This window comes from Pseudomonas sp. C32 (assembly GCF_030417915.1).
Taxonomy (GTDB): Bacteria; Pseudomonadota; Gammaproteobacteria; order Pseudomonadales; family Pseudomonadaceae; genus Aquipseudomonas.
Window position 1 is genome coordinate 63609 of sequence record NZ_JAUHUK010000005.1, and the last position, 17776, is coordinate 81384.

The following is a 17776-nucleotide window of genomic DNA, read 5'->3' on the forward strand; positions in this document are numbered from 1 at the left end:
CGGTATCAGAGGCTGCAAACCTTCGCAGAATGTTGCTGAACGTCCAGCGCCTGAAAAGCTGCACGTAGTCCATTTCCTAAAGTCTGGAGGAACAAGGGGGGTGAGGTTGTCTTTATGAGCACCCGATATACACTGAAGCTTAATGCATAACGTTAAGCTTTAAATTATGATCGTTAGCTTTAAGTGTTCTGAGACCGAGTACCTGTTTCGCAACGGTAAGACCCGTATGTGGTCAGCCATTCTGAGTGTCGTGGAACGAAAGATGACGATGCTTGATGCCGCTGCGGTGCTGATAGACCTTCGATCCCCGCCGGGCAATCGCTTAGAGACATTGGAGGGAAATCGAAAAGGTCAGCACAGCATCCGCATCAACGCTCAATGGCGAATTTGCTTCATTTGGGGCCCTAACGGACCAGAGAATGTCGAAATCGTCGATTATCACTGAGGTGAGTAATGACTAAGAATGGTATGCGTCCGGTACACCCTGGCGAGATCCTCAAGGAGGAATACCTGGAGCCCCTGAGCCTTACGGCTGCAGCATTGGCCAGAGCGTTGAGCGTTTCGACGCCCACGGTGAACGATATCGTGCTCCAGCGTCGAGGCGTCAGCGCTGATATGGCTCTACGGCTATCTATCTGCCTGGACACGACCCCGGAGTTTTGGCTGAACCTGCAATCGACCTACGATCTGCGTAAAACCGAGATCGAGCGAGGGGCTGCGATCCGGGATCAGGTTGAGCGGCTTCCACACTGCGCCTGATTGTGCCAAAGATTGATTGAACCCCACGTCAGAACTTGGGGTTTTTTGTCTTCAGCGTGCGTGAAAAGATCGCAGCTTTCGGCAGCTCCAGGTGAAGCGCAAGGTCGTTCCGACCTTCAATCGTGAGTAGGCTCGCTCCCACAGGGATCGTAGTGTTATTCGGTTGGTGGAGTGAGCTTCGCTTCAAGCTCGGCCACTTTCGCTTCGAGGCTTTCCAACCGGGCGCGGGTACGCGCCAGCACCACCATCTGACTATCGAACTCTTCCCGGCTCACCAGATCCAGTTTGCTGAAGCCGCTCTGCAGCAACATTTTGAACTGACTTTCGATTTCGGCTTTCGGCAGCGGGGTGTCGCCGCTGAAGAGGCGGGAGGCGGTGCCGGTGAGGGCGTCGAGGAAGTCTTTGGGCGCGAGCATGGGCGATGTCCTGGTAACGATGGCGGGCAGTGTATCACGCAGTGTCTATAGTGAATTTCGTGGGCAGGGGATGCACGCTTTTCGCGCATGGGGACGGACGGTCGCGCACCGTTGTTGTGCGTATCGCGCCGGGTGTTGCGGCGAAGTCGCAGCCATCTGCGGGCAAAGGCTTGAAAACAATCGTTTTTGTGGAGATGGCAAGGTTTCTGCTTAGACGCTAGTGACCCATGCACTGATGCAGTCGCTGTGACGAATGCAGTGCGCCAAGCGAAGCGGGGGGAGTGTTTCGTGAGGGGCGTCGGACGGGCAGGTCAGGGCCGACGATGCGTTACAAAGCCAGGCACTGCGCTTAGACTTGAGACGGGTTTGTTTTCCTGGGGCAAGTCCACCTATTCGGGAGAGAGTTTTCATGAAGCTAGTCACTGCCATCATCAAGCCGTTCAAGTTGGACGACGTGCGCGAGTCGTTGTCCGAGATCGGCGTGCAGGGCATTACCGTTACTGAAGTCAAAGGCTTCGGCCGGCAGAAGGGTCACACCGAGCTGTATCGCGGCGCGGAATACGTGGTCGATTTCCTGCCAAAGGTGAAGATTGATGTCGCCATCGACGACAAGGATCTGGACCGGGTTATCGAGGCGATAACCAAGGCGGCCAACACCGGCAAGATCGGTGACGGCAAGATCTTCGTGGTCAATCTGGAACAGGCGATTCGCATCCGTACCGGCGAAACCGATACCGACGCGATCTAAGCCGCCACAAACCCAACGCCCCAGGAGAAAACAATATGACTCTGCGTAAATTCGCAGGGCTAGGAGCCCTGTTGTCCATCGTCATGCCCAGCCTTGCTTTGGCGGCAGACGAAGTGGCGGCCCCAGTCCTCAACTCCGGCGACACCGCCTGGATGTTGACCTCGACAGCCTTGGTGCTGTTTATGACCATTCCCGGCCTCGCGCTGTTCTACGGCGGCATGGTTCGGTCGAAAAACATTCTTTCCGTGATGATGCAGTGCTTCGCCATTACCGCTCTGATCAGCGTCCTGTGGGTCATTTATGGCTACAGCATCGCGTTCGACACCACCGGTATGGAGCAGGGCGTCGTCAACTTCAACTCGTTCTTCGGCGGCATGGGCAAGGCGTTCCTTGCGGGTGTCACGCCGGCCAGCCTGACCGGTCCGGCAGCGCTGTTCCCTGAAGCCGTGTTCATCACCTTCCAGATGACCTTCGCGATCATCACCCCGGCGCTGATCGTCGGTGCGTTCGCCGAGCGGATGAAGTTCTCCGCGATGCTGATCTTCATGGCCATCTGGTTCACCCTGGTTTATGCACCTATCGCGCACATGGTCTGGGCCGGTAACGGCGGCCTGATGTGGGACTGGGGCGTGCTGGACTTTGCTGGCGGCACCGTGGTGCACATCAACGCCGGTATCGCCGGTCTGGTGGCCTGCCTGGTACTGGGCAAGCGCAAAGGCTTCCCAAGCACCCCGATGGCACCGCACAACCTTGGTTACACCCTGATGGGCGCGGCCATGCTGTGGATCGGCTGGTTCGGCTTCAACGCCGGTTCCGCTGCGGCGGCCAACGGCACCGCTGGCATGGCGATGCTGGTGACACAAATCGCAACCGCCGCCGCTGCGCTGGGCTGGATGCTCGCCGAGTGGCTCACCCACGGTAAACCGAGTGCACTGGGTATCGCTTCGGGTGTGGTTGCCGGTCTGGTCGCCGTTACTCCGGCTGCCGGCACCGTTGGCCCGATGGGTGCGCTGGTGATCGGTCTGGCTGCGGGCGTGGTCTGCTTCTTCTGCGCCACCACCCTGAAACGCAAGCTCGGTTACGACGATTCCCTGGACGCCTTCGGTGTGCACGGTATCGGCGGTATTCTCGGCGCGATCCTGACCGGTGTGTTCGCTGCACCGTCGATGGGTGGCTTCGGCACCGTGACCGACATCGCCGCACAAGTGTGGATTCAGTGCAAAGGCGTAGGCTTCACGGTGATCTACACCGCGATCGCCACCTTCGTCATTCTCAAGGTGCTGGACGCGGTCATGGGCCTGCGCATCACCGAAGAAGAAGAGGCTGTCGGCATCGATCTGGCGCTTCACAACGAGCGCGGCTACAACGTGTAAGCATGCGTACAAAAAATTTGCCCGGCTTGCCGGGCATTTTTTTGTCTGGAATTTGTCGTTGAAGGCTGAGCTGAAAGGTTTTTTCCTACAGGTTTGATGGTGTTTGCGTCGGGTGATTTTGTACGGCCAAAGGCTTACAGGATTGAAGGAATATTAGGGCCTTTGTTTTTTCCCAGAGCGCGCTAGAATGCGCCCCGAACGTGCGGAGAACTGTATGTGGCAACAGACTCTGATTACCCTGCGGGCGAGGCCCCGGGGCTTTCATCTGGTAACGGACGAGTTACTCGCCGGTTTGCCTGAACTCAAGGCATATCGGGTCGGTCTGTTGCACCTGTGGCTACAGCATACCTCGGCCTCGTTGACCATCAACGAGAACGCCGATCCGGCGGTACGTCGCGACTTCGAACGATTTTTCAATCGTCTGATCCCACAAGGAACAGACGGCTATGAGCACAACGACGAAGGCCTGGACGACCTCCCGGCGCACTTCAAAGCCAGCGTGCTTGGTTGTCAGCTGAGTTTGCCGATTTCGGCAGGTCGACTGGCAATAGGGACCTGGCAAGGCGTTTATCTGGGCGAGCACCGCGACCATGGCGGTGCCCGTAAAGTCCTCGCCACCGTTCACGGTGAAGGGGCGTAACCGCTGGTCACCAGCGGCTGTTGATTTTTTTCCGGCAACCTTCGACAGAAGGCAAAGCTGGGCTATAACTAATCTGCTTTTCGCAAGTCATGAGGTAGAACATGAGCGACGATGATCTGGAAAACGACGACCTCGAAGTAGGCGACGAAGACGAGGCCGAAGAAGGCCTGGAAGCAGCGGCGGAAGACGTTGCTGACGACGATGGCGGTGACGACACCCCGGCCCCGGCTGCCAAAGGCAAAGCCAAGGCTGCGGTATCGGTCGATGAACTGCCGAGCGTCGAAGCCAAGAACAAGGAACGCGATGCTCTCGCGCGGGCCATGGAGGAGTTTTTGGCCAAGGGTGGCAAGGTGCAGGAAGTGGAGGCCAATGTGGTCGCCGATCCGCCCAAGAAGCCTGATAACAAGTACGGCAGCCGGCCTATCTGAGCCTGCTTTCTGCTTGCTGAAAAAGCCCGCCGTCGCTGCGGGCTTTTTCGTGCCTGAAACAAAACCCTCAGGCCTGATGCAATTTCTGTAGGAGCCGGCTTGCTGGCGATGGCAACAAGTCAGTCAATATCGATGTTGAATGATAAAGCGCAATCGCCAGCAAGCCGGCTCCTACAGATTCGATGTTGCGCCGGTATTCCACCGCGTTAACAGTGTAGGCAACTCGGTCAAGCTGCGGATTTCTGCGTCTGGTAACCGGTCCGCTTCCCAGACCTTCCCCGCCGGGTTGAACCAGATCGCCCGCAATCCAGCCTGCTGCGCACCGGCAATGTCATCACCGGGGTGATCGCCGATATGCACCGCCGTTTCGGCCGTCGCACCCCCGCGTTGCAAAGCCTCATGGAACAGGCGTGCATCGGGTTTGGCGATGCCGATGTCTTCGGCGCACAGCGCAAACTTGAAGTAATCCGCCAGTCCCAGGCGACGCACATCGGCGTTGCCGTTGGTGACCACGCCGAGGGCGTAATGGTTGGCCAGCGCTTCCAGGGTCGGTTGCACCTCCGGGAAGATGTCCAGTTGATGCCGGGCGTGCAGGAACACTTCGAAACTCTTGTCAGCCAGATCCGACGCTTCGCCATGCTCGTAGCCAGCCTCTTCCAGCGCGTGGAACAGGACCCGACGACGCAACGCACTGATGCGATGCTTGAGGCTCGGTTCGTTAGCCAGCACCCGTTCGCGGATCGACCACAGATGCTCTACCGGCACCGCCCCCAGATTGGGTGCGTGCTCGGTCAGCCATTCACGCAAAACGGCTTCGGCGCTGACGATGACCGGGGCGGTGTCCCACAGGGTGTCGTCGAGGTCGAAGGTGATCAACTGAATGCTCATGAATCGTCGCCCTTAATGCGTTTGGCCCGTGGATGGGCGCTGTCGTAGACCGTGGCCAGATGCTGGAAGTCCAGGTGGGTGTAAATCTGGGTGGTCTTGATGTCCGAGTGGCCGAGCAGTTCCTGTACCGCACGCAGGTCCTGGGAGGACTCCAGCAAATGGCTGGCGAAGGAGTGCCGCAACATGTGCGGGTGCAGGTTTTGCCCCAGTTCGCGTTCACCGGCAGCCTTGACCCGCACCTGAATCGCCCGCGGGCCGAGACGCCGGCCTTGCTGGCTGATAAACACCGCATCGTCCGCCGGATTGGCCATGGCCCGCAGTGGCAGCCACTGCTCCAGCGCCTCGCGAGCCTTTTTGCCAACAGGCAGCAACCGGGTCTTGCTGCCCTTGCCGAGCACCTGGACCATACCGTCAGCCAGATCGAGTTGATCGAGGTTGAGCCCCGTCAGCTCAGACAGGCGCAGGCCCGAGGAGTAGAACAACTCCAGAATCGCCTGATCCCGGCGAGCCAGAAAGTCATCCTCCACACCCCCTTCCAGCAGTTGCAGTGCGCGGTCGGTGTCGAGGGTTTTCGGCAAGCGTCGTTCGCCTTTCGGCGGCGCGAGGCCGTTGGCCGGGTCGTGGTCGCACAGGCCTTCGCGGTTCAGGTAGTGATAGAGCCCGCGAACGGCCGACAGCAAGCGCGCCAGGCTGCGGGACGATTGACCTTGGGCGTGAAGGCGGGCGATCAGGCTGCGCAGGCGCTGGATGTCGAGCGCTGTCCAGCTGTCGATGTTCTGTTTGACGCACCAGCCCAGCACTTTATCGAGGTCGCGGCGGTAGGCCGACAGCGTGTGCGGCGACACCTGCCGCTCACTGCGCAGGTGTTCGCAGTAAGCGTCCAGTTGCCGTTCCATGCTCAGCGTACCGAGCGCAGGGAGCTGTTGACCCGTGGCAGCACGCGGCCCATGACTTCGGCGATGTAACTCAGGAACAAGGTGCCGACCGAGCTTTTGTAGTGCTGCGGGTCACGACTGGCGATGGCCAGGATGCCGTGGATGCCTTGATGGCTGATGGCGACGACGGCGGTGGAACCGATCTGCTTGCGCTGCTCTTCGCCGAACAGGAAGTCCAGTTCATGCTCGCGCAGGCTGCCGCTGACGCTTTTGTCTTCGGTGAGCAAGCCGCCGATGGCCACTTGTGCTTCGGCGTGGGTGGCCCAGCGACCCACCGGCATGGCGTTGTCGCCGAGCAGGATGAGGCTGACAAAGGGCACCTGGAAATCCTGGCGCAGGCTGTCTTCGACGCAAATCACCACGTCTTCCAGGCTGGCAGCATCCATCAACGCGAGGATCAGGCGACGGGTCTTCTCGAACAGGCGGTCGTTGTCGCGGGCCACATCCATCAAGTGCGAAAGGCGATGACGCAGCTCAATGTTGCGGTCGCGCAGAATGGTCATCTGGCGCTCCACCAGCGATATGGTGTCACCGCGCCGATGGGGGATGCGCATCGCCGGAAGCAGTTCTTCGTGCTCGATGAAGAAATCCGGATGAGCCTCGAGGTACGCGGCAACAGCCGCCGCCTCCAGGTTCTCGGACGCTGATTCGTCGGCTTGTTGTGCGGGTGCCTGAGGCTTATCGGTCATGGATTTCGCTCACTCAAAGACGCACTTGTCCTTCATATACGCGGACTGCCGGGCCGGTCATCATCACCGGTTGGCCAGGGCCTGCCCATTCGATGGACAGACGCCCGCCGGGCAGGTCGATCAATAGCGGCGAATCCATCCACCCCTGGCTGATCGCAGCCACTGCAGCGGCGCAGGCACCGGTTCCGCAGGCCTGGGTTTCCCCGGCCCCGCGCTCCCAGACACGCAGCTGCGCACGGTTGCGGTCGATGACCTGGAGAAAACCGACATTGACCCGCGCCGGGAAGCGCGGGTGATGTTCGATTTTCGGCCCCAGTTCATGCACCGGTGCATTGTTGATGTCGCTGACCCGCACCACGGCATGGGGGTTGCCCATGGACACGGCGGCCAGGTCGACCGTTGTGCCGGCGACATCGAGCTGATAGCTCAGGGCCTGCTCCGGTGCCTGGAACGGAATATCCGCCGGTACCAGGCGCGGGGCGCCCATGTTGACGCTGATCTGGCCGTCGTTGCGCACATCCAGTTCGATGACGCCGCTTTTGGTCTCGACGCGGATCTGCCGTTTTGCGGTCAGGCGCTTGTCGAGTACGAAGCGGGCGAAACAACGCGCACCGTTGCCGCATTGCTCCACTTCGGAACCGTCGGAGTTGAAAATCCGATAGCGGAAATCCACGTCCGGATTGCTCGGGGCTTCGACGATCAGCAACTGGTCGAAACCGATGCCGGTGTGCCGATCGCCCCATTGCTTGGCATGCTTGGGCAAAATATGCGCGTGCTGGCTGACCAGGTCGAGGACCATGAAGTCATTGCCCAGGCCGTGCATTTTGGTAAAACGCAGCAGCATGGCTTACTCCGGCAGCAGGCTTTCGCCAGCAAACAACTCGGCTACCGTTTCACGGCGACGCACTTCGATTGCCTGATCACCGTCCACCAACACTTCAGCGGCACGGCCACGGGTGTTGTAGTTGGAACTCATGACAAACCCATAGGCGCCGGCCGAATGCACGGCCAGCAGATCGCCTTCTTCCAGCGCGAGCTGACGGTCCTTGGCCAGGAAGTCGCCGGTCTCGCAGATCGGGCCGACGATGTCGTAGGCGCGGGCAGCGGTGGTGCGCGGGCGCACGGCAGTGACGTCCATCCAGGCTTGATACAGCGCCGGGCGGATCAGGTCGTTCATGGCCGCATCGACGATGGCGAAATCTTTGTGCTCGGTGTGCTTGAGGTACTCGACCTGGGTCAGCAGCACGCCGGCATTGGCGACGATGAAGCGGCCCGGTTCGAACACCAGCGCCAGGTCGCGACCGTCGAGACGCTCGCGCACAGCTTTGATGTAGTCGGCAGCCAGTGGCGGCTCTTCGTCTTTGTAACGCACACCCAGGCCACCACCGAGATCGATGTGGCGCAGATAGATGCCGCAATCGCCGAGGCGGTCGACCAGGCCCAGCAGGCGGTCGAGGGCATCGATGAACGGCGGCAGGGTGGTCAGTTGCGAACCGATGTGGCAATCGACACCGACCACTTCCAGGTTCGGCAATTGCGCAGCACGCACGTACACGTCTTCGGCGTCAGCGATGGCGATGCCGAACTTGTTCTCTTTGAGACCGGTGGAAATGTACGGGTGGGTGCCGGCATCGACGTCCGGGTTCACGCGCAGCGAGATCGGCGCGCGAACGCCCAGTTCGGCGGCAACCACTTGCAGGCGTTCGAGCTCGTCGGTGGATTCGACGTTGAAGCAGTGCACACCGACTTCCAGGGCGCGACGCATGTCGTCACGGGTCTTGCCGACACCGGAGAACACGATCTTGTCGGCGCTGCCGCCAGCGGCCAGTACGCGTTCCAGCTCACCACGGGAGACAATGTCGAAACCGGCGCCCAAACGCGCCAGGACATTCAGTACGCCCAGGTTGGAGTTGGCCTTGACCGCAAAGCACACCAGGTGCGGCATGCCGGCCAGCGCATCGGCGTAAGCCAGGTATTGGGCTTCGATGTGCGCGCGCGAGTAAACGTAGGTCGGTGTACCAAAGCGCTCGGCGATGGCAGACAGGGCAACACCTTCCGCGAACAATTCACCGTCACGGTAGTTAAAAGCGTCCATGATGTTCCCTTATTGGTAGACGTCGTGCTTGTGTGCCTTGGAAGCAGGCTGCTGTTGCGACGATTTGGCCTGCTCGACAGGGTCCATGTTCTCGTCGGGCAGGTACAGCGGGCCTTTTTGACCACAAGCCGACACGAGACAGGCAACCGCGACGAGCGCAGCAAGGGAAGAGATCAGGCGCTTCATGGCGAAATCCTTGAAAATGCATTAATTGCGCCGGAGTATACCGGCCACCCGACAGCTTGCCTATGCAACGGCCCACCCGTCCGGCGGGGCTTGGCTCGATGTTGGTCGGCAGGATGCAATCCCACAGGTCGTTATTCTTTGCAATCGACAAGACTCGCCCGTATCTTGCGGCGCTTGAGCCTGATCAGACAATTTTTGAGGTTGCCGCAATGAGTTTGACTGAAGCCCGTTTCCACGATCTGGTCGATGAAACCCAGGAAAAGCTGGAAGACATCTTTGACGACAGCGACCTGGATGTCGATCTGGAAAGCTCGGCCGGTGTGCTGACCGTCAAGTTCGAAAACGGCAGCCAGTTGATCTTCAGCCGCCAGGAGCCGCTGCGTCAGCTTTGGCTGGCAGCCGTGTCCGGTGGTTTCCACTTCGACTACGACGCAGAAAGCGAGCGCTGGATGTGTGACAAGAGCGAAGAGCAACTGGGCGAAATGCTCGAGCGCATCGTCAAGCAACAGGCTGACGTCGAGCTCGATTTCGAAGGCCTGTGAGATCGTGACCCAGCCAGCACCCGTCCGCCCGCCCAAGCCGCTCTACAGCAATGTCAGCCCGGCGGTCCCGTCGCCGTGCAGCGGTGTGTGTCGGCTGGATGAGCAGAAAGTCTGCCTGGGCTGCTTTCGTCATGTCGAAGACATTCGCGAATGGCGTTCGGCTGATGATGCGCGTCGTCGGGTGATTTGCGCGCAGGCTTCGCAGCGCAAACAGGGCTCCGGGCCATGACTTGTATATTTTTTGAGCTGTGATAGTGTCCGGATACGCCTCAACCCATCGAGGCTCGTGAAAACCCCGCCTTCTTCTGGCGGGGTTTTGCTTTTTTCGTGCAGAAGAAAGGAGTCTGCCCTGATCATGACCGCACCTTCCATCACCCTTACCCGTCTGGACGTACAACGTCTGGAGCGCCTGATCGACAGCCTGGACGACACGCTGCCGGGCGTTATCGCGTTGCAAACCGAACTGGATCGCGCCGATACGGTGGTCGGACACGATGAAGTGCCCGCCGATGTCGTGACCATGAACTCCCGGGTGCATTGCCGTGAAGAAGGCAGCGGCAAGGACTATCACCTGACGCTGGTCTACCCGAAGGATGCCAACGCCGACGAAGGCAAGATATCCATTCTGGCGCCTGTCGGCAGTGCGCTGCTGGGTCTGAAGGTCGGGCAGCACATCGACTGGCCGGCTCCCGGTGGCAAGACCCTGAAGCTGACCTTGCTGGAAGTCGAATCGCAACCGGCCAATGGTGGCGACTTCCCGGAATGACCCCGTCAGACCTGATCGAGCGCCTCGTTCAGTGCGCGCTCCAGGTCGGCTTTGTATCTCAAGTACAAATGAGTGGAACTTTGCGCATCACCGAGCAGGCCTGACAGGTCGAGATCGGTGATGTAGCAGCGGTAGCGTTCGGTTTCCCGGCGCTGCCCGACGATTTCCCGGGCGACCACGCTGAACAGCTGGCCGCCGTGCTCAAGCTCCGAAAACTCCCGTTGATTGCAATACAGCGTGACCTGCACCTGATCGGGTGCGGCTTTGCCGATGATCGCCTGGACATCGTAGAACGGTTTATTGACCGGGGTTTGCGGTGTAGGTCGGGCTTCAATCCGGCGTGCCCGTCCCGGACCCGACGGCAACAGTTGGCAATACAACGTGTCCAGGTTCAGGGGCTGGGTTGTTTCCATTGGCAACGAGGCTTCGCGCCGATACTGGATCGATTGCAGGAAGCGCTGCAGCGGCACCAGCAGGCTTTGTTCGTCGTGCCAGGGCAAACGTTGCTGCCACAGGGCATTGAATTCATCCAGCACGTACACATCGGCCTGATCTTCATTGACCCGGTAGAACACTTGAATGCATTCCGGCTGACCTGTCGGCAGGAACAGCGCGAGGTCGTGGTCTTCCAGCGCATTCGGATCCAGGTGCAGCGGACTGAACCGCTGCCGTTCTTCGCCCAGATACTCGACCAGCGCCGGTAACGTGGCCAAGGCCATGTGCTTCACCTGGCCGGGCACCAGTTCCAGCACGTGGTAATGCTGTTGGACCTGGATCAGGTAACGGTGATTGAGCTGGCTCAGCAGCAGGTTCTGCGCGTTCTCGAGAATTTCTTCCACGCGTTGCGCGATGAATTGCGCGCGGTTGTGGCAGAAGCAACGCACCCGCAGCTTCGGTCGTTGTGATCCTACTGGCAGGTTGTTGAGGTAGTCGCACAGGCAGTCGAGCAGAGCGTGGGGACCGTCGTAGCGGCTGACCAGCACTTCGTTCCAGCTGTTGAGCGTGACCTGATCCAGGGTCAGCACGAGGTTTTCCCTGACACCGGCATAACTCAGGGAGTCGGTGCGTTCGGTGGTCATCAGGATGTTCAGGTCGCGGTGATGCTTGAGCGGATCGATCCCGATGTTGACCAGAATCAGCACTTCGCTTGGCACGCTGGCCCGCAGCAGTGGTTCCTCCGCGACAGTGGCCAGGGGCAGAGCGATGGTCTGCTGGAGGCTGCCGAGCAAGTTGAACAATTCGAACTCGCTCAAGTCGCTGGTGCCAGGGTGCAGAGCCAGGCGGGTGCTGCTGTCGATCACGCCGTTGCGGTGGCACCAGGTCAGCAGCTCCAGCAAATGGCGGCTGCGTTTGATCGGCGCGAAATGCTCCCATTCCAGTGCTGTCAGGCTGCCGTTATACAAACCCCATTGATCTTGCCCCGGCTCTTTTTTGTTCGGCGCGTGCACCAGCGTCAGGGTATCTTCGGCCAGGTCCGGAGCAATGCCGGGGTTGATGATTTCGACTTTGCCGGCCTTGCGCTCGAACGCGGCATACAGGCGTCGACCCAGGATACTGAGATCGCGTTTGTTGATCCGGCTGACCGTTTGTTCGTTGCGGGCGAACTGAGTCAGGAAGCGGTAGCTGTAATTCAGTTCGCTGACCAAGGCCCGCCGCTCAGCGCCGACCTGGCGGACTTTCCACTGGCTGCGACTGTCGAGCAAGGCCAGTTGCCGTTGGTCCCAATGCCATTCACGCGCCAACCGTTCAAGCAACGCGCGTTGCCAGCCCTGGGTTCGACCGCTGGTGCCGGTCAGTTTGCGATTGACCTTCAGATACAGCGCACGGCGCACCAACTCCAATCGTTCGGGTTCATTGCGGGCACTGAGGTATTCCTCGATGCGCCGGTAAACCACGACGTACGGGTCGAGTTCGTCGAGGTCGAGATGGTTGGCGAACACCGCTTGCTTGAAGCGCAGGCTCAGGCAATGAACCCTCGGGTGTTCGCTGGCGTAAACCTCGGTCAGCAACAGCTTGAGTACCGACTTGTAGGGCGATTCGATGCCCTTGAACAGTTGCCAGAGCCCCGCGCCGATAAATTCGCCGGGTGGTATGAACGCCAGATGCCCCAGGTCCAGGGTTTCGTCGGCGCGGATGAAACGTTTGGAAATCAGGGTGTGGGTGTAACGGTCGTAATTCGACTCTTCGTAGACCGGCACCAGCCACCAGATCGGCGTACGCCCGGCCAGCCAGATGGCGGTGCGATAAAACTCGTCCAGCAACAGATAGTGCTGGGTGGTGCCGCAATCTTCCGAACTCAGCTGGGTGTCGCGCTCACCGCGAATGAAGCGCACCGGATCGATCAGGAAGAAGTGCGCCTCGGCGCCCTGACTCGCCGCCCAGGCTTCCAGCAGCTGACATTTTTTGCGCAGCTCCGCGAGTTCGCTCTCATTCAAATCCGATCCGTGGCAGACCCAGACGTCCATGTCGCTCTGATCGGCTTGCGCCAGGGTGCCAAGGCTGCCCATCAGGAACAGGCCATGAATCGGTCGCGGCGGATTACTGCCATGGCGTGGCTTGTAGGAAAACGAGCGGGTCAGGCGCTGGGCTTCGGCCAGGAGATGGGCGTCCGGCTCGAAATTCGACAGCCCGGCCGGTGTGCTGCCCGAAACGTAACCTGGCAATAACGGGTGATTGACGTGGAAAAACAGCGGCAGCAGGGTCAGGACTGCTTGCTGGCGGGTCGACAACCCTTCCATGGCCCGGCCCAGACGGCCTTCGTTGAGTTTCAGAAAGCGTGCGCGCAGCTGGCTCAGAACCTTGCGGTCGATTCCCTCGTCCAGATCGGGGCGGATTTCATGGTTGCGGGTCATGTCAGCTCAAACCGGCTCGCAGGGCGCGGACGTGGGGCTCTTCGGATGAGGGGCAGTTTAGCGCCTAGAGCCGAGGACTTTTAAGCTGATTTTGTTTTTCTGACGTCAGATTTCTATCGGTTGGCGACAAAAAGTCAGGCGAGTGCCCGCGGAAATCCCTGGGACGGGGTTTCCGCGGGCGATGCGGCGGAATTCAGGCAGTTTCTACGGCGTTGAGAATGGTCAGCACGGTTTGCACATTTTGCGCGGCGTCACGACCCAGGCTGGTCAGGTAACCGCCATCAGGCTGGTCGGTCAGTTCTTTTTCAAAAAGGCGTTTGGCGGCGGCAATGTGTTTCGGGGCAGCGGTCTGATGAATTTTCAAACCTTCCTGGGAACTGTCCAGGTTGAAGAGTGCGAGGACTTCCAGTTCGGCAACCAACTCAGGGGTAAGCGACATAAGGACTCCAGACTTTCTTAGGAATTGGACGACAGCGCCCCTAAGGTGAGCCCACTTTCGCGGCATGTCCAGTGCTCGCGACAGGGTTTTTTCGATGGGGGCAGCGTTCCCCGGCGGGAGGCATATCACTGGGGTTGGATCAGTGTAGTCGCGGGCTGACAGGCAGCAGGACGGATTGGCAACAAATTGTGTGGGATAGGCATTTTGTGGCGAGGGAGCTTGCTCCCGCTGGGTCGCGGAGCGGCCCCAAGAGCTTTACGACTGCTTCGCAGCCGAGCGGGAGCAAGCTCCCTCGCCACAGTAATCGCGTCGATGCTTACTTCTTTTCCGGCGGCAATTCTGGCAATGCGCGCAGCGCTGCTTCGTACCATTCGGTATTGAACGCGCGGTCTTCTTCGAGGATCGCGTCGATTTCTACCGCCAGAACGTGAGCCATCAGATTGAGGATTTCTTCGCGCTCGTAACCCACCAGGGTCAACTTGTTGAACGTTGCCTTGGCCGCTGGCGGATTGTCGCTTTCGATCTGGTTTTCGATGGCCTGGATCAGGGTGCTTTCGGCGAACTCTTCTTCGTCGTTGTCGATATCGGTTGGCTCGCTCATGGCAGGCTCCTTGGGGAAAGGCGGCCAGTTTACCCGCATTCAGCCGCGTGATGCTGCTGGCAAGAATCCCCGCAGCGTTCTATAAACAGGCACCGCCCACCCCGCACGGCCTGGAGGCTTTGTGATGATCAAGCTTTATGGATTCTGCGTCAGCAACTACTACAACATGGTCAAACTGGCCCTGCTGGAAAAAGGCCTGCCCTTCGAAGAAGTGCCGTTTTACGCTGGTAACAGCCCTGAAGCGCTGGCCATCAGCCCGCGCGGAAAGGTCCCTGTTTTGCAGGTAGAGCAGGGCTATATCAACGAAACCAGCGTGATGCTCGAATACATCGAGCAAAGCCAGAAAGGCACGCCGCTGCTGCCGAGCGATCCGTTCGAGCGCGCCCAGGTTCTTGCGCTGGCCAAGGAAATCGAACTGTACATCGAGCTGCCTGGCCGGGCCTGCTACCCGGAAGCATTTTTTGGCATGACCGTGCCGGACGCAATCAAGGAAAAAACCAAGGCTGAATTGCAGCTCGGTATGGCGGCATTGGGCAGGCACGGCAAATTCAGCCCCTACGTGGCCGGTGACAGCCTGAGCGTGGCGGATCTGTATTTCCTGTACAGCGTGCCGTTGGCGTGTGGGGTCGCCAAGAAGCTGTTTGACATAGACCTGCTGGCCGACATGCCGGCAGCCAAGGCGTTGCTGGAGCGTCTGGGGCAAAACCCGAACGTGCAGCGAGTGGCGGCGGACAGGGAGGCGGGCATGCCGGCGTTTATGGCGATGATTGCCGCCAAAAAGTAAACGAGCGGTCGGGGCCAGTGGGGGTGTCTGGAGATTTGTAATCTTTTGACCTACATGGCCCGGGCCCTTGCCTGACAGCGAGTTGAGTCAATGTCGTCGTATCAGGCAACAAACGGGCACTTTCGGGATTTCAGGCAGTGTTTACCTTGAGCATCCAACCTGCGAGGTCAAGGAGACCCCGATGCTCAAGCTCTACGGTTTTGCGGCCAGTAACTACTTCAACATGGTCAAGTTGGCGCTGCTTGAAAAAGACGTGCCATTTGAAACCGTCCCCTTCCATGGGTGCCAGAACCCGCAAATTCTCGCCGTCAGCCCGCGAGGAAAAGTGCCGGTCCTGGAAACGGAACAAGGCTTTTTAAGCGAAACCGACGCCATCCTTGATTTCATCGAAGAGACGCAGCCGGGCATTGCGCTGTTGCCCACAGACCCGTTTGCGCGGGCGGGTGTGCGGGCCTTGGCCAAGGAAATCGAGCTGTACATCGAATTACCGGCGCGAGTTTGTTATGTCGAGGTTTTTTTCGGTGGCAGGCCGACACCCCAGGCCTTGAAGGACAAGGCTGAGAGGGACTTGCTCAAGGGATTCGCTGCGCTGAAGCACCGTGCGCAGTTTGCGCCGTATGCCGCGGGGGAGCAGTTCACGTTGGCCGATCTGTATTTTCTTTACAGTGTTGATCTGGCGGTAGACGTTGGAAAGCGCTTGTTCGGTATCGACTATCTGGCTGACATGCCTGGCGCCAGGGCATTGCTGGAGCGCTTCGCAGACAACCCCAGCGTTCAAAAAATCGCGGCCGACAGGCAGGCCGAAGCGCCTGCCTTTCTGGAACGGGTGCGGGCAGTGGGAAACACGAATCGTTGAAGGCCCCGAGCCCGATGGTTATGGCCATCGGGCTCAGGCTTCATCGTCGTCTTAGCGGCTGGCGAGCAGCGCCTGGCCGCGGGCCACGGCGGCCTTTACTTGCGCCGGTGCAGTGCCGCCGATGTGGTCACGGGCGTTGACCGAACCTTCCAGGGTGAGTACGGCGAACACGTCCTGATCGATCTGGTCGCTGAACTTGCGCAGTTCTTCGAGGCTCATTTCTGCCAGGTCCTTGCCGCTGTCCACACCGTACTTCACGGCGTGGCCGACGATTTCGTGGCAATCACGAAACGGCAGGCCGCGACGTACCAGATAGTCAGCCAGGTCGGTGGCGGTGGAGAAACCACGCAGGGCCGCTTCGCGCATCATGGCGTGCTTGGGCTTGATCGCCGGCACCATGTCGGCAAAGGCGCGCAATGAGTCGCGCAGGGTGTCGGCGGCGTCGAACAGCGGCTCCTTGTCTTCCTGGTTGTCCTTGTTGTAAGCCAGAGGCTGGCCTTTCATCAGGGTCAGCAGGCCCATCAGCGCGCCGAACACACGACCGGTCTTGCCACGTACCAGCTCCGGCACGTCCGGGTTTTTCTTTTGCGGCATGATTGAGCTGCCGGTGCAGAAACGGTCTGGCAGATCAATGAACTGGAACTGCGAGCTGGTCCACAGCACCAGCTCTTCGGAGAAGCGCGACAGGTGCATCATCGCAATGCTGGCGGCCGAGCAGAATTCAATGGCGAAGTCGCGATCGGACACGTTATCCAGCGAGTTGCCGCCGACGGCGTCGAAACCCAGCAGTTGCGCGGTGTATTCACGGTCGATCGGGTAGGTGGTGCCGGCCAGTGCAGCGCTGCCCAGTGGCATGCGGTTGGTGCGCTTGCGGCAGTCGACCAGGCGCTCGTAGTCGCGGCTGAGCATCTCGAACCACGCCAGCATGTGGTGGCCGAAGGTCACCGGTTGTGCGGTTTGCAGGTGAGTGAAGCCCGGCATGATGCTGGCGGCTTCGCGCTCGGCTTGCTCGAGCAGGCCTTTTTGCAGGCGGGTGATTTCGCTCAGGATCAGGTCGATTTCGTCACGCAGCCACAGGCGGATATCGGTAGCGACCTGGTCGTTACGGCTACGGCCGGTGTGCAGCTTTTTACCGGTCACGCCGATGCGGTCGGTCAGACGCGCCTCGATGTTCATGTGAACGTCTTCGAGGTCGATGCGCCAGTCGAACTGGCCGGCCTCGATTTCGCCCTGGATGGTGTTCAGGCCATCGATGATGCTGTCGCGCTCGGCATCGGTCAGCACGCCGACCTTGGCCAGCATGGTGGCGTGGGCGATCGAGCCCATGATGTCGTGGCGATACAGGCGCTGGTCGAAAGTGACGGAGGCGGTGAAGCGGGCGACGAAGGCGTCGACGGGTTCACTGAAGCGGCCGCCCCAGGACTGATTGGTCTTGTCAGTGCTCATGAATTCGCTCGTATCGGCTTGAAGTAGGAAGGCGTGGAACGCTGGCGCGGATAATAACAGGGTTGCCAATCCTGTCGCTGACACTGGTCGACACGTTTTTTCCGGGGGCGCGAGCCCAAGCCAGGGTGAGGCCCGGGCAATTTTGCGGGATGATATTTTTCAATTGATCAATATCGCTCCTGCAACCGTCTACAGTTGGACAGTAGGATCAGCGCACTTCTCGGTGCGGAGGCTGACTACTATTAAGACGAAGGGGTGTTCATATTGCGTATCAGCAAACCCTGTGGCGGTGCATCGCCGATGCGAGCCAGGGCCGCCAATTGCCCGGCAGAT

General features: G+C 59.8%; 22 protein-coding genes. 11 read left to right on the forward strand and 11 right to left on the reverse strand.

Going from position 1 to position 17776, the window contains the following annotated elements; genetic code table 11:
- Positions 1–166 precede the first annotated feature (166 nt).
- Positions 167–445, forward strand: coding sequence for a type II toxin-antitoxin system RelE/ParE family toxin (locus QYH43_RS07320; RefSeq protein ID WP_095057591.1), 279 nt, complete (start codon positions 167–169; stop codon positions 443–445).
- Positions 446–453: 8 nt separating this feature from the next.
- On the forward strand, positions 454–759 hold the full coding sequence (locus tag QYH43_RS07325; protein WP_095057590.1) for a HigA family addiction module antitoxin: 306 nt from the start codon (positions 454–456) through the stop codon (positions 757–759).
- A 155-nt stretch (positions 760–914) separates the two neighbouring features.
- Here QYH43_RS07325 and QYH43_RS07330 read toward each other — a convergent pair whose 3' ends face one another.
- Entirely contained in the window at positions 915–1175 is a 261-nt protein-coding gene (locus tag QYH43_RS07330; RefSeq protein ID WP_095057589.1) for an accessory factor UbiK family protein, read from the reverse strand.
- 409 nt (positions 1176–1584) lie between these two features.
- Between QYH43_RS07330 and glnK the strand changes: the two genes are divergently transcribed.
- The 4 genes from glnK to sutA all read left to right on the forward strand — a co-directional run bounded on the left by glnK (position 1585) and on the right by sutA (position 4364).
- The gene (gene glnK, locus QYH43_RS07335) at positions 1585–1923 is read left to right on the forward strand and encodes a P-II family nitrogen regulator (protein WP_002555808.1); all 339 of its coding nucleotides are present in this window, start codon (positions 1585–1587) and stop codon (positions 1921–1923) included.
- A gap of 35 nt (positions 1924–1958) precedes the next feature.
- Positions 1959–3296, forward strand: a complete 1338-nt coding sequence (locus QYH43_RS07340) for an ammonium transporter (RefSeq protein ID WP_095057588.1) — start codon at positions 1959–1961, stop codon at positions 3294–3296.
- A 214-nt stretch (positions 3297–3510) separates the two neighbouring features.
- Positions 3511–3936, forward strand: coding sequence for a secondary thiamine-phosphate synthase enzyme YjbQ (locus QYH43_RS07345; protein WP_095057587.1), 426 nt, complete (start codon positions 3511–3513; stop codon positions 3934–3936).
- A gap of 101 nt (positions 3937–4037) precedes the next feature.
- Positions 4038–4364: a transcriptional regulator SutA gene (sutA, locus tag QYH43_RS07350; RefSeq protein ID WP_095057586.1), complete on the forward strand. Its 327-nt coding sequence runs from the start codon at positions 4038–4040 to the stop codon at positions 4362–4364.
- A gap of 171 nt (positions 4365–4535) precedes the next feature.
- On the opposite strand, the gene QYH43_RS07355 is transcribed toward sutA, so the two are convergent.
- Genes QYH43_RS07355 through QYH43_RS07380 form a run of 6 tightly spaced genes read right to left on the reverse strand, consistent with a single transcriptional unit; the run spans position 4536 to position 9157 of the window.
- The gene (locus QYH43_RS07355) at positions 4536–5252 is read right to left on the reverse strand and encodes an HAD family hydrolase (protein WP_301156738.1); all 717 of its coding nucleotides are present in this window, start codon (positions 5250–5252) and stop codon (positions 4536–4538) included.
- The gene (gene xerC, locus QYH43_RS07360; RefSeq protein ID WP_095057584.1) at positions 5249–6148 is read right to left on the reverse strand and encodes a tyrosine recombinase XerC; all 900 of its coding nucleotides are present in this window, start codon (positions 6146–6148) and stop codon (positions 5249–5251) included. The genes QYH43_RS07355 and xerC overlap by 4 nt, the downstream gene beginning before the upstream one ends.
- Before the next feature lie 2 nt (positions 6149–6150).
- Positions 6151–6876 (reverse strand): DUF484 family protein, encoded by a 726-nt coding sequence (locus QYH43_RS07365; RefSeq protein ID WP_301156739.1) that lies wholly within the window; start codon positions 6874–6876, stop codon positions 6151–6153.
- Positions 6877–6889: 13 nt separating this feature from the next.
- Positions 6890–7720, reverse strand: coding sequence for a diaminopimelate epimerase (dapF, locus tag QYH43_RS07370; protein ID WP_095057582.1), 831 nt, complete (start codon positions 7718–7720; stop codon positions 6890–6892).
- A gap of 3 nt (positions 7721–7723) precedes the next feature.
- Positions 7724–8971, reverse strand: a complete 1248-nt coding sequence (gene lysA, locus QYH43_RS07375; protein ID WP_095057581.1) for a diaminopimelate decarboxylase — start codon at positions 8969–8971, stop codon at positions 7724–7726.
- A 9-nt stretch (positions 8972–8980) separates the two neighbouring features.
- Positions 8981–9157 (reverse strand): lipoprotein, encoded by a 177-nt coding sequence (locus QYH43_RS07380; RefSeq protein ID WP_082344570.1) that lies wholly within the window; start codon positions 9155–9157, stop codon positions 8981–8983.
- A gap of 209 nt (positions 9158–9366) precedes the next feature.
- Between QYH43_RS07380 and cyaY the strand changes: the two genes are divergently transcribed.
- The 3 genes from cyaY to rnk all read left to right on the forward strand — a co-directional run bounded on the left by cyaY (position 9367) and on the right by rnk (position 10465).
- Positions 9367–9699 (forward strand): iron donor protein CyaY, encoded by a 333-nt coding sequence (cyaY, locus tag QYH43_RS07385; protein ID WP_095057579.1) that lies wholly within the window; start codon positions 9367–9369, stop codon positions 9697–9699.
- 4 nt (positions 9700–9703) lie between these two features.
- Entirely contained in the window at positions 9704–9928 is a 225-nt protein-coding gene (locus QYH43_RS07390; RefSeq protein WP_301156741.1) for a DUF1289 domain-containing protein, read from the forward strand.
- A gap of 126 nt (positions 9929–10054) precedes the next feature.
- Positions 10055–10465, forward strand: coding sequence for a nucleoside diphosphate kinase regulator (rnk, locus tag QYH43_RS07395; RefSeq protein ID WP_095057576.1), 411 nt, complete (start codon positions 10055–10057; stop codon positions 10463–10465).
- Positions 10466–10470: 5 nt separating this feature from the next.
- On the opposite strand, the gene QYH43_RS07400 is transcribed toward rnk, so the two are convergent.
- From QYH43_RS07400 to QYH43_RS07410, 3 genes are all read right to left on the reverse strand, one after another.
- A complete protein-coding gene (locus QYH43_RS07400; RefSeq protein ID WP_301156742.1) occupies positions 10471–13317 on the reverse strand; it encodes a class I adenylate cyclase in 2847 nt (948 codons plus the stop codon).
- Between the two features lie 193 nt (positions 13318–13510).
- Positions 13511–13756: a TIGR02647 family protein gene (locus QYH43_RS07405; RefSeq protein ID WP_095057574.1), complete on the reverse strand. Its 246-nt coding sequence runs from the start codon at positions 13754–13756 to the stop codon at positions 13511–13513.
- 316 nt (positions 13757–14072) lie between these two features.
- The gene (locus QYH43_RS07410) at positions 14073–14357 is read right to left on the reverse strand and encodes a hypothetical protein (RefSeq protein WP_053163768.1); all 285 of its coding nucleotides are present in this window, start codon (positions 14355–14357) and stop codon (positions 14073–14075) included.
- Between the two features lie 124 nt (positions 14358–14481).
- Between QYH43_RS07410 and QYH43_RS07415 the strand changes: the two genes are divergently transcribed.
- Positions 14482–15141 (forward strand): glutathione S-transferase family protein, encoded by a 660-nt coding sequence (locus tag QYH43_RS07415; RefSeq protein WP_095057573.1) that lies wholly within the window; start codon positions 14482–14484, stop codon positions 15139–15141.
- Positions 15142–15322: 181 nt separating this feature from the next.
- Positions 15323–15997 (forward strand): glutathione S-transferase family protein, encoded by a 675-nt coding sequence (locus QYH43_RS07420; RefSeq protein ID WP_301156743.1) that lies wholly within the window; start codon positions 15323–15325, stop codon positions 15995–15997.
- Between the two features lie 51 nt (positions 15998–16048).
- On the opposite strand, the gene argH is transcribed toward QYH43_RS07420, so the two are convergent.
- Entirely contained in the window at positions 16049–17443 is a 1395-nt protein-coding gene (gene argH / locus QYH43_RS07425; RefSeq protein WP_095057571.1) for an argininosuccinate lyase, read from the reverse strand.
- Between the last annotated feature and the right edge of the window lie 333 nt (positions 17444–17776).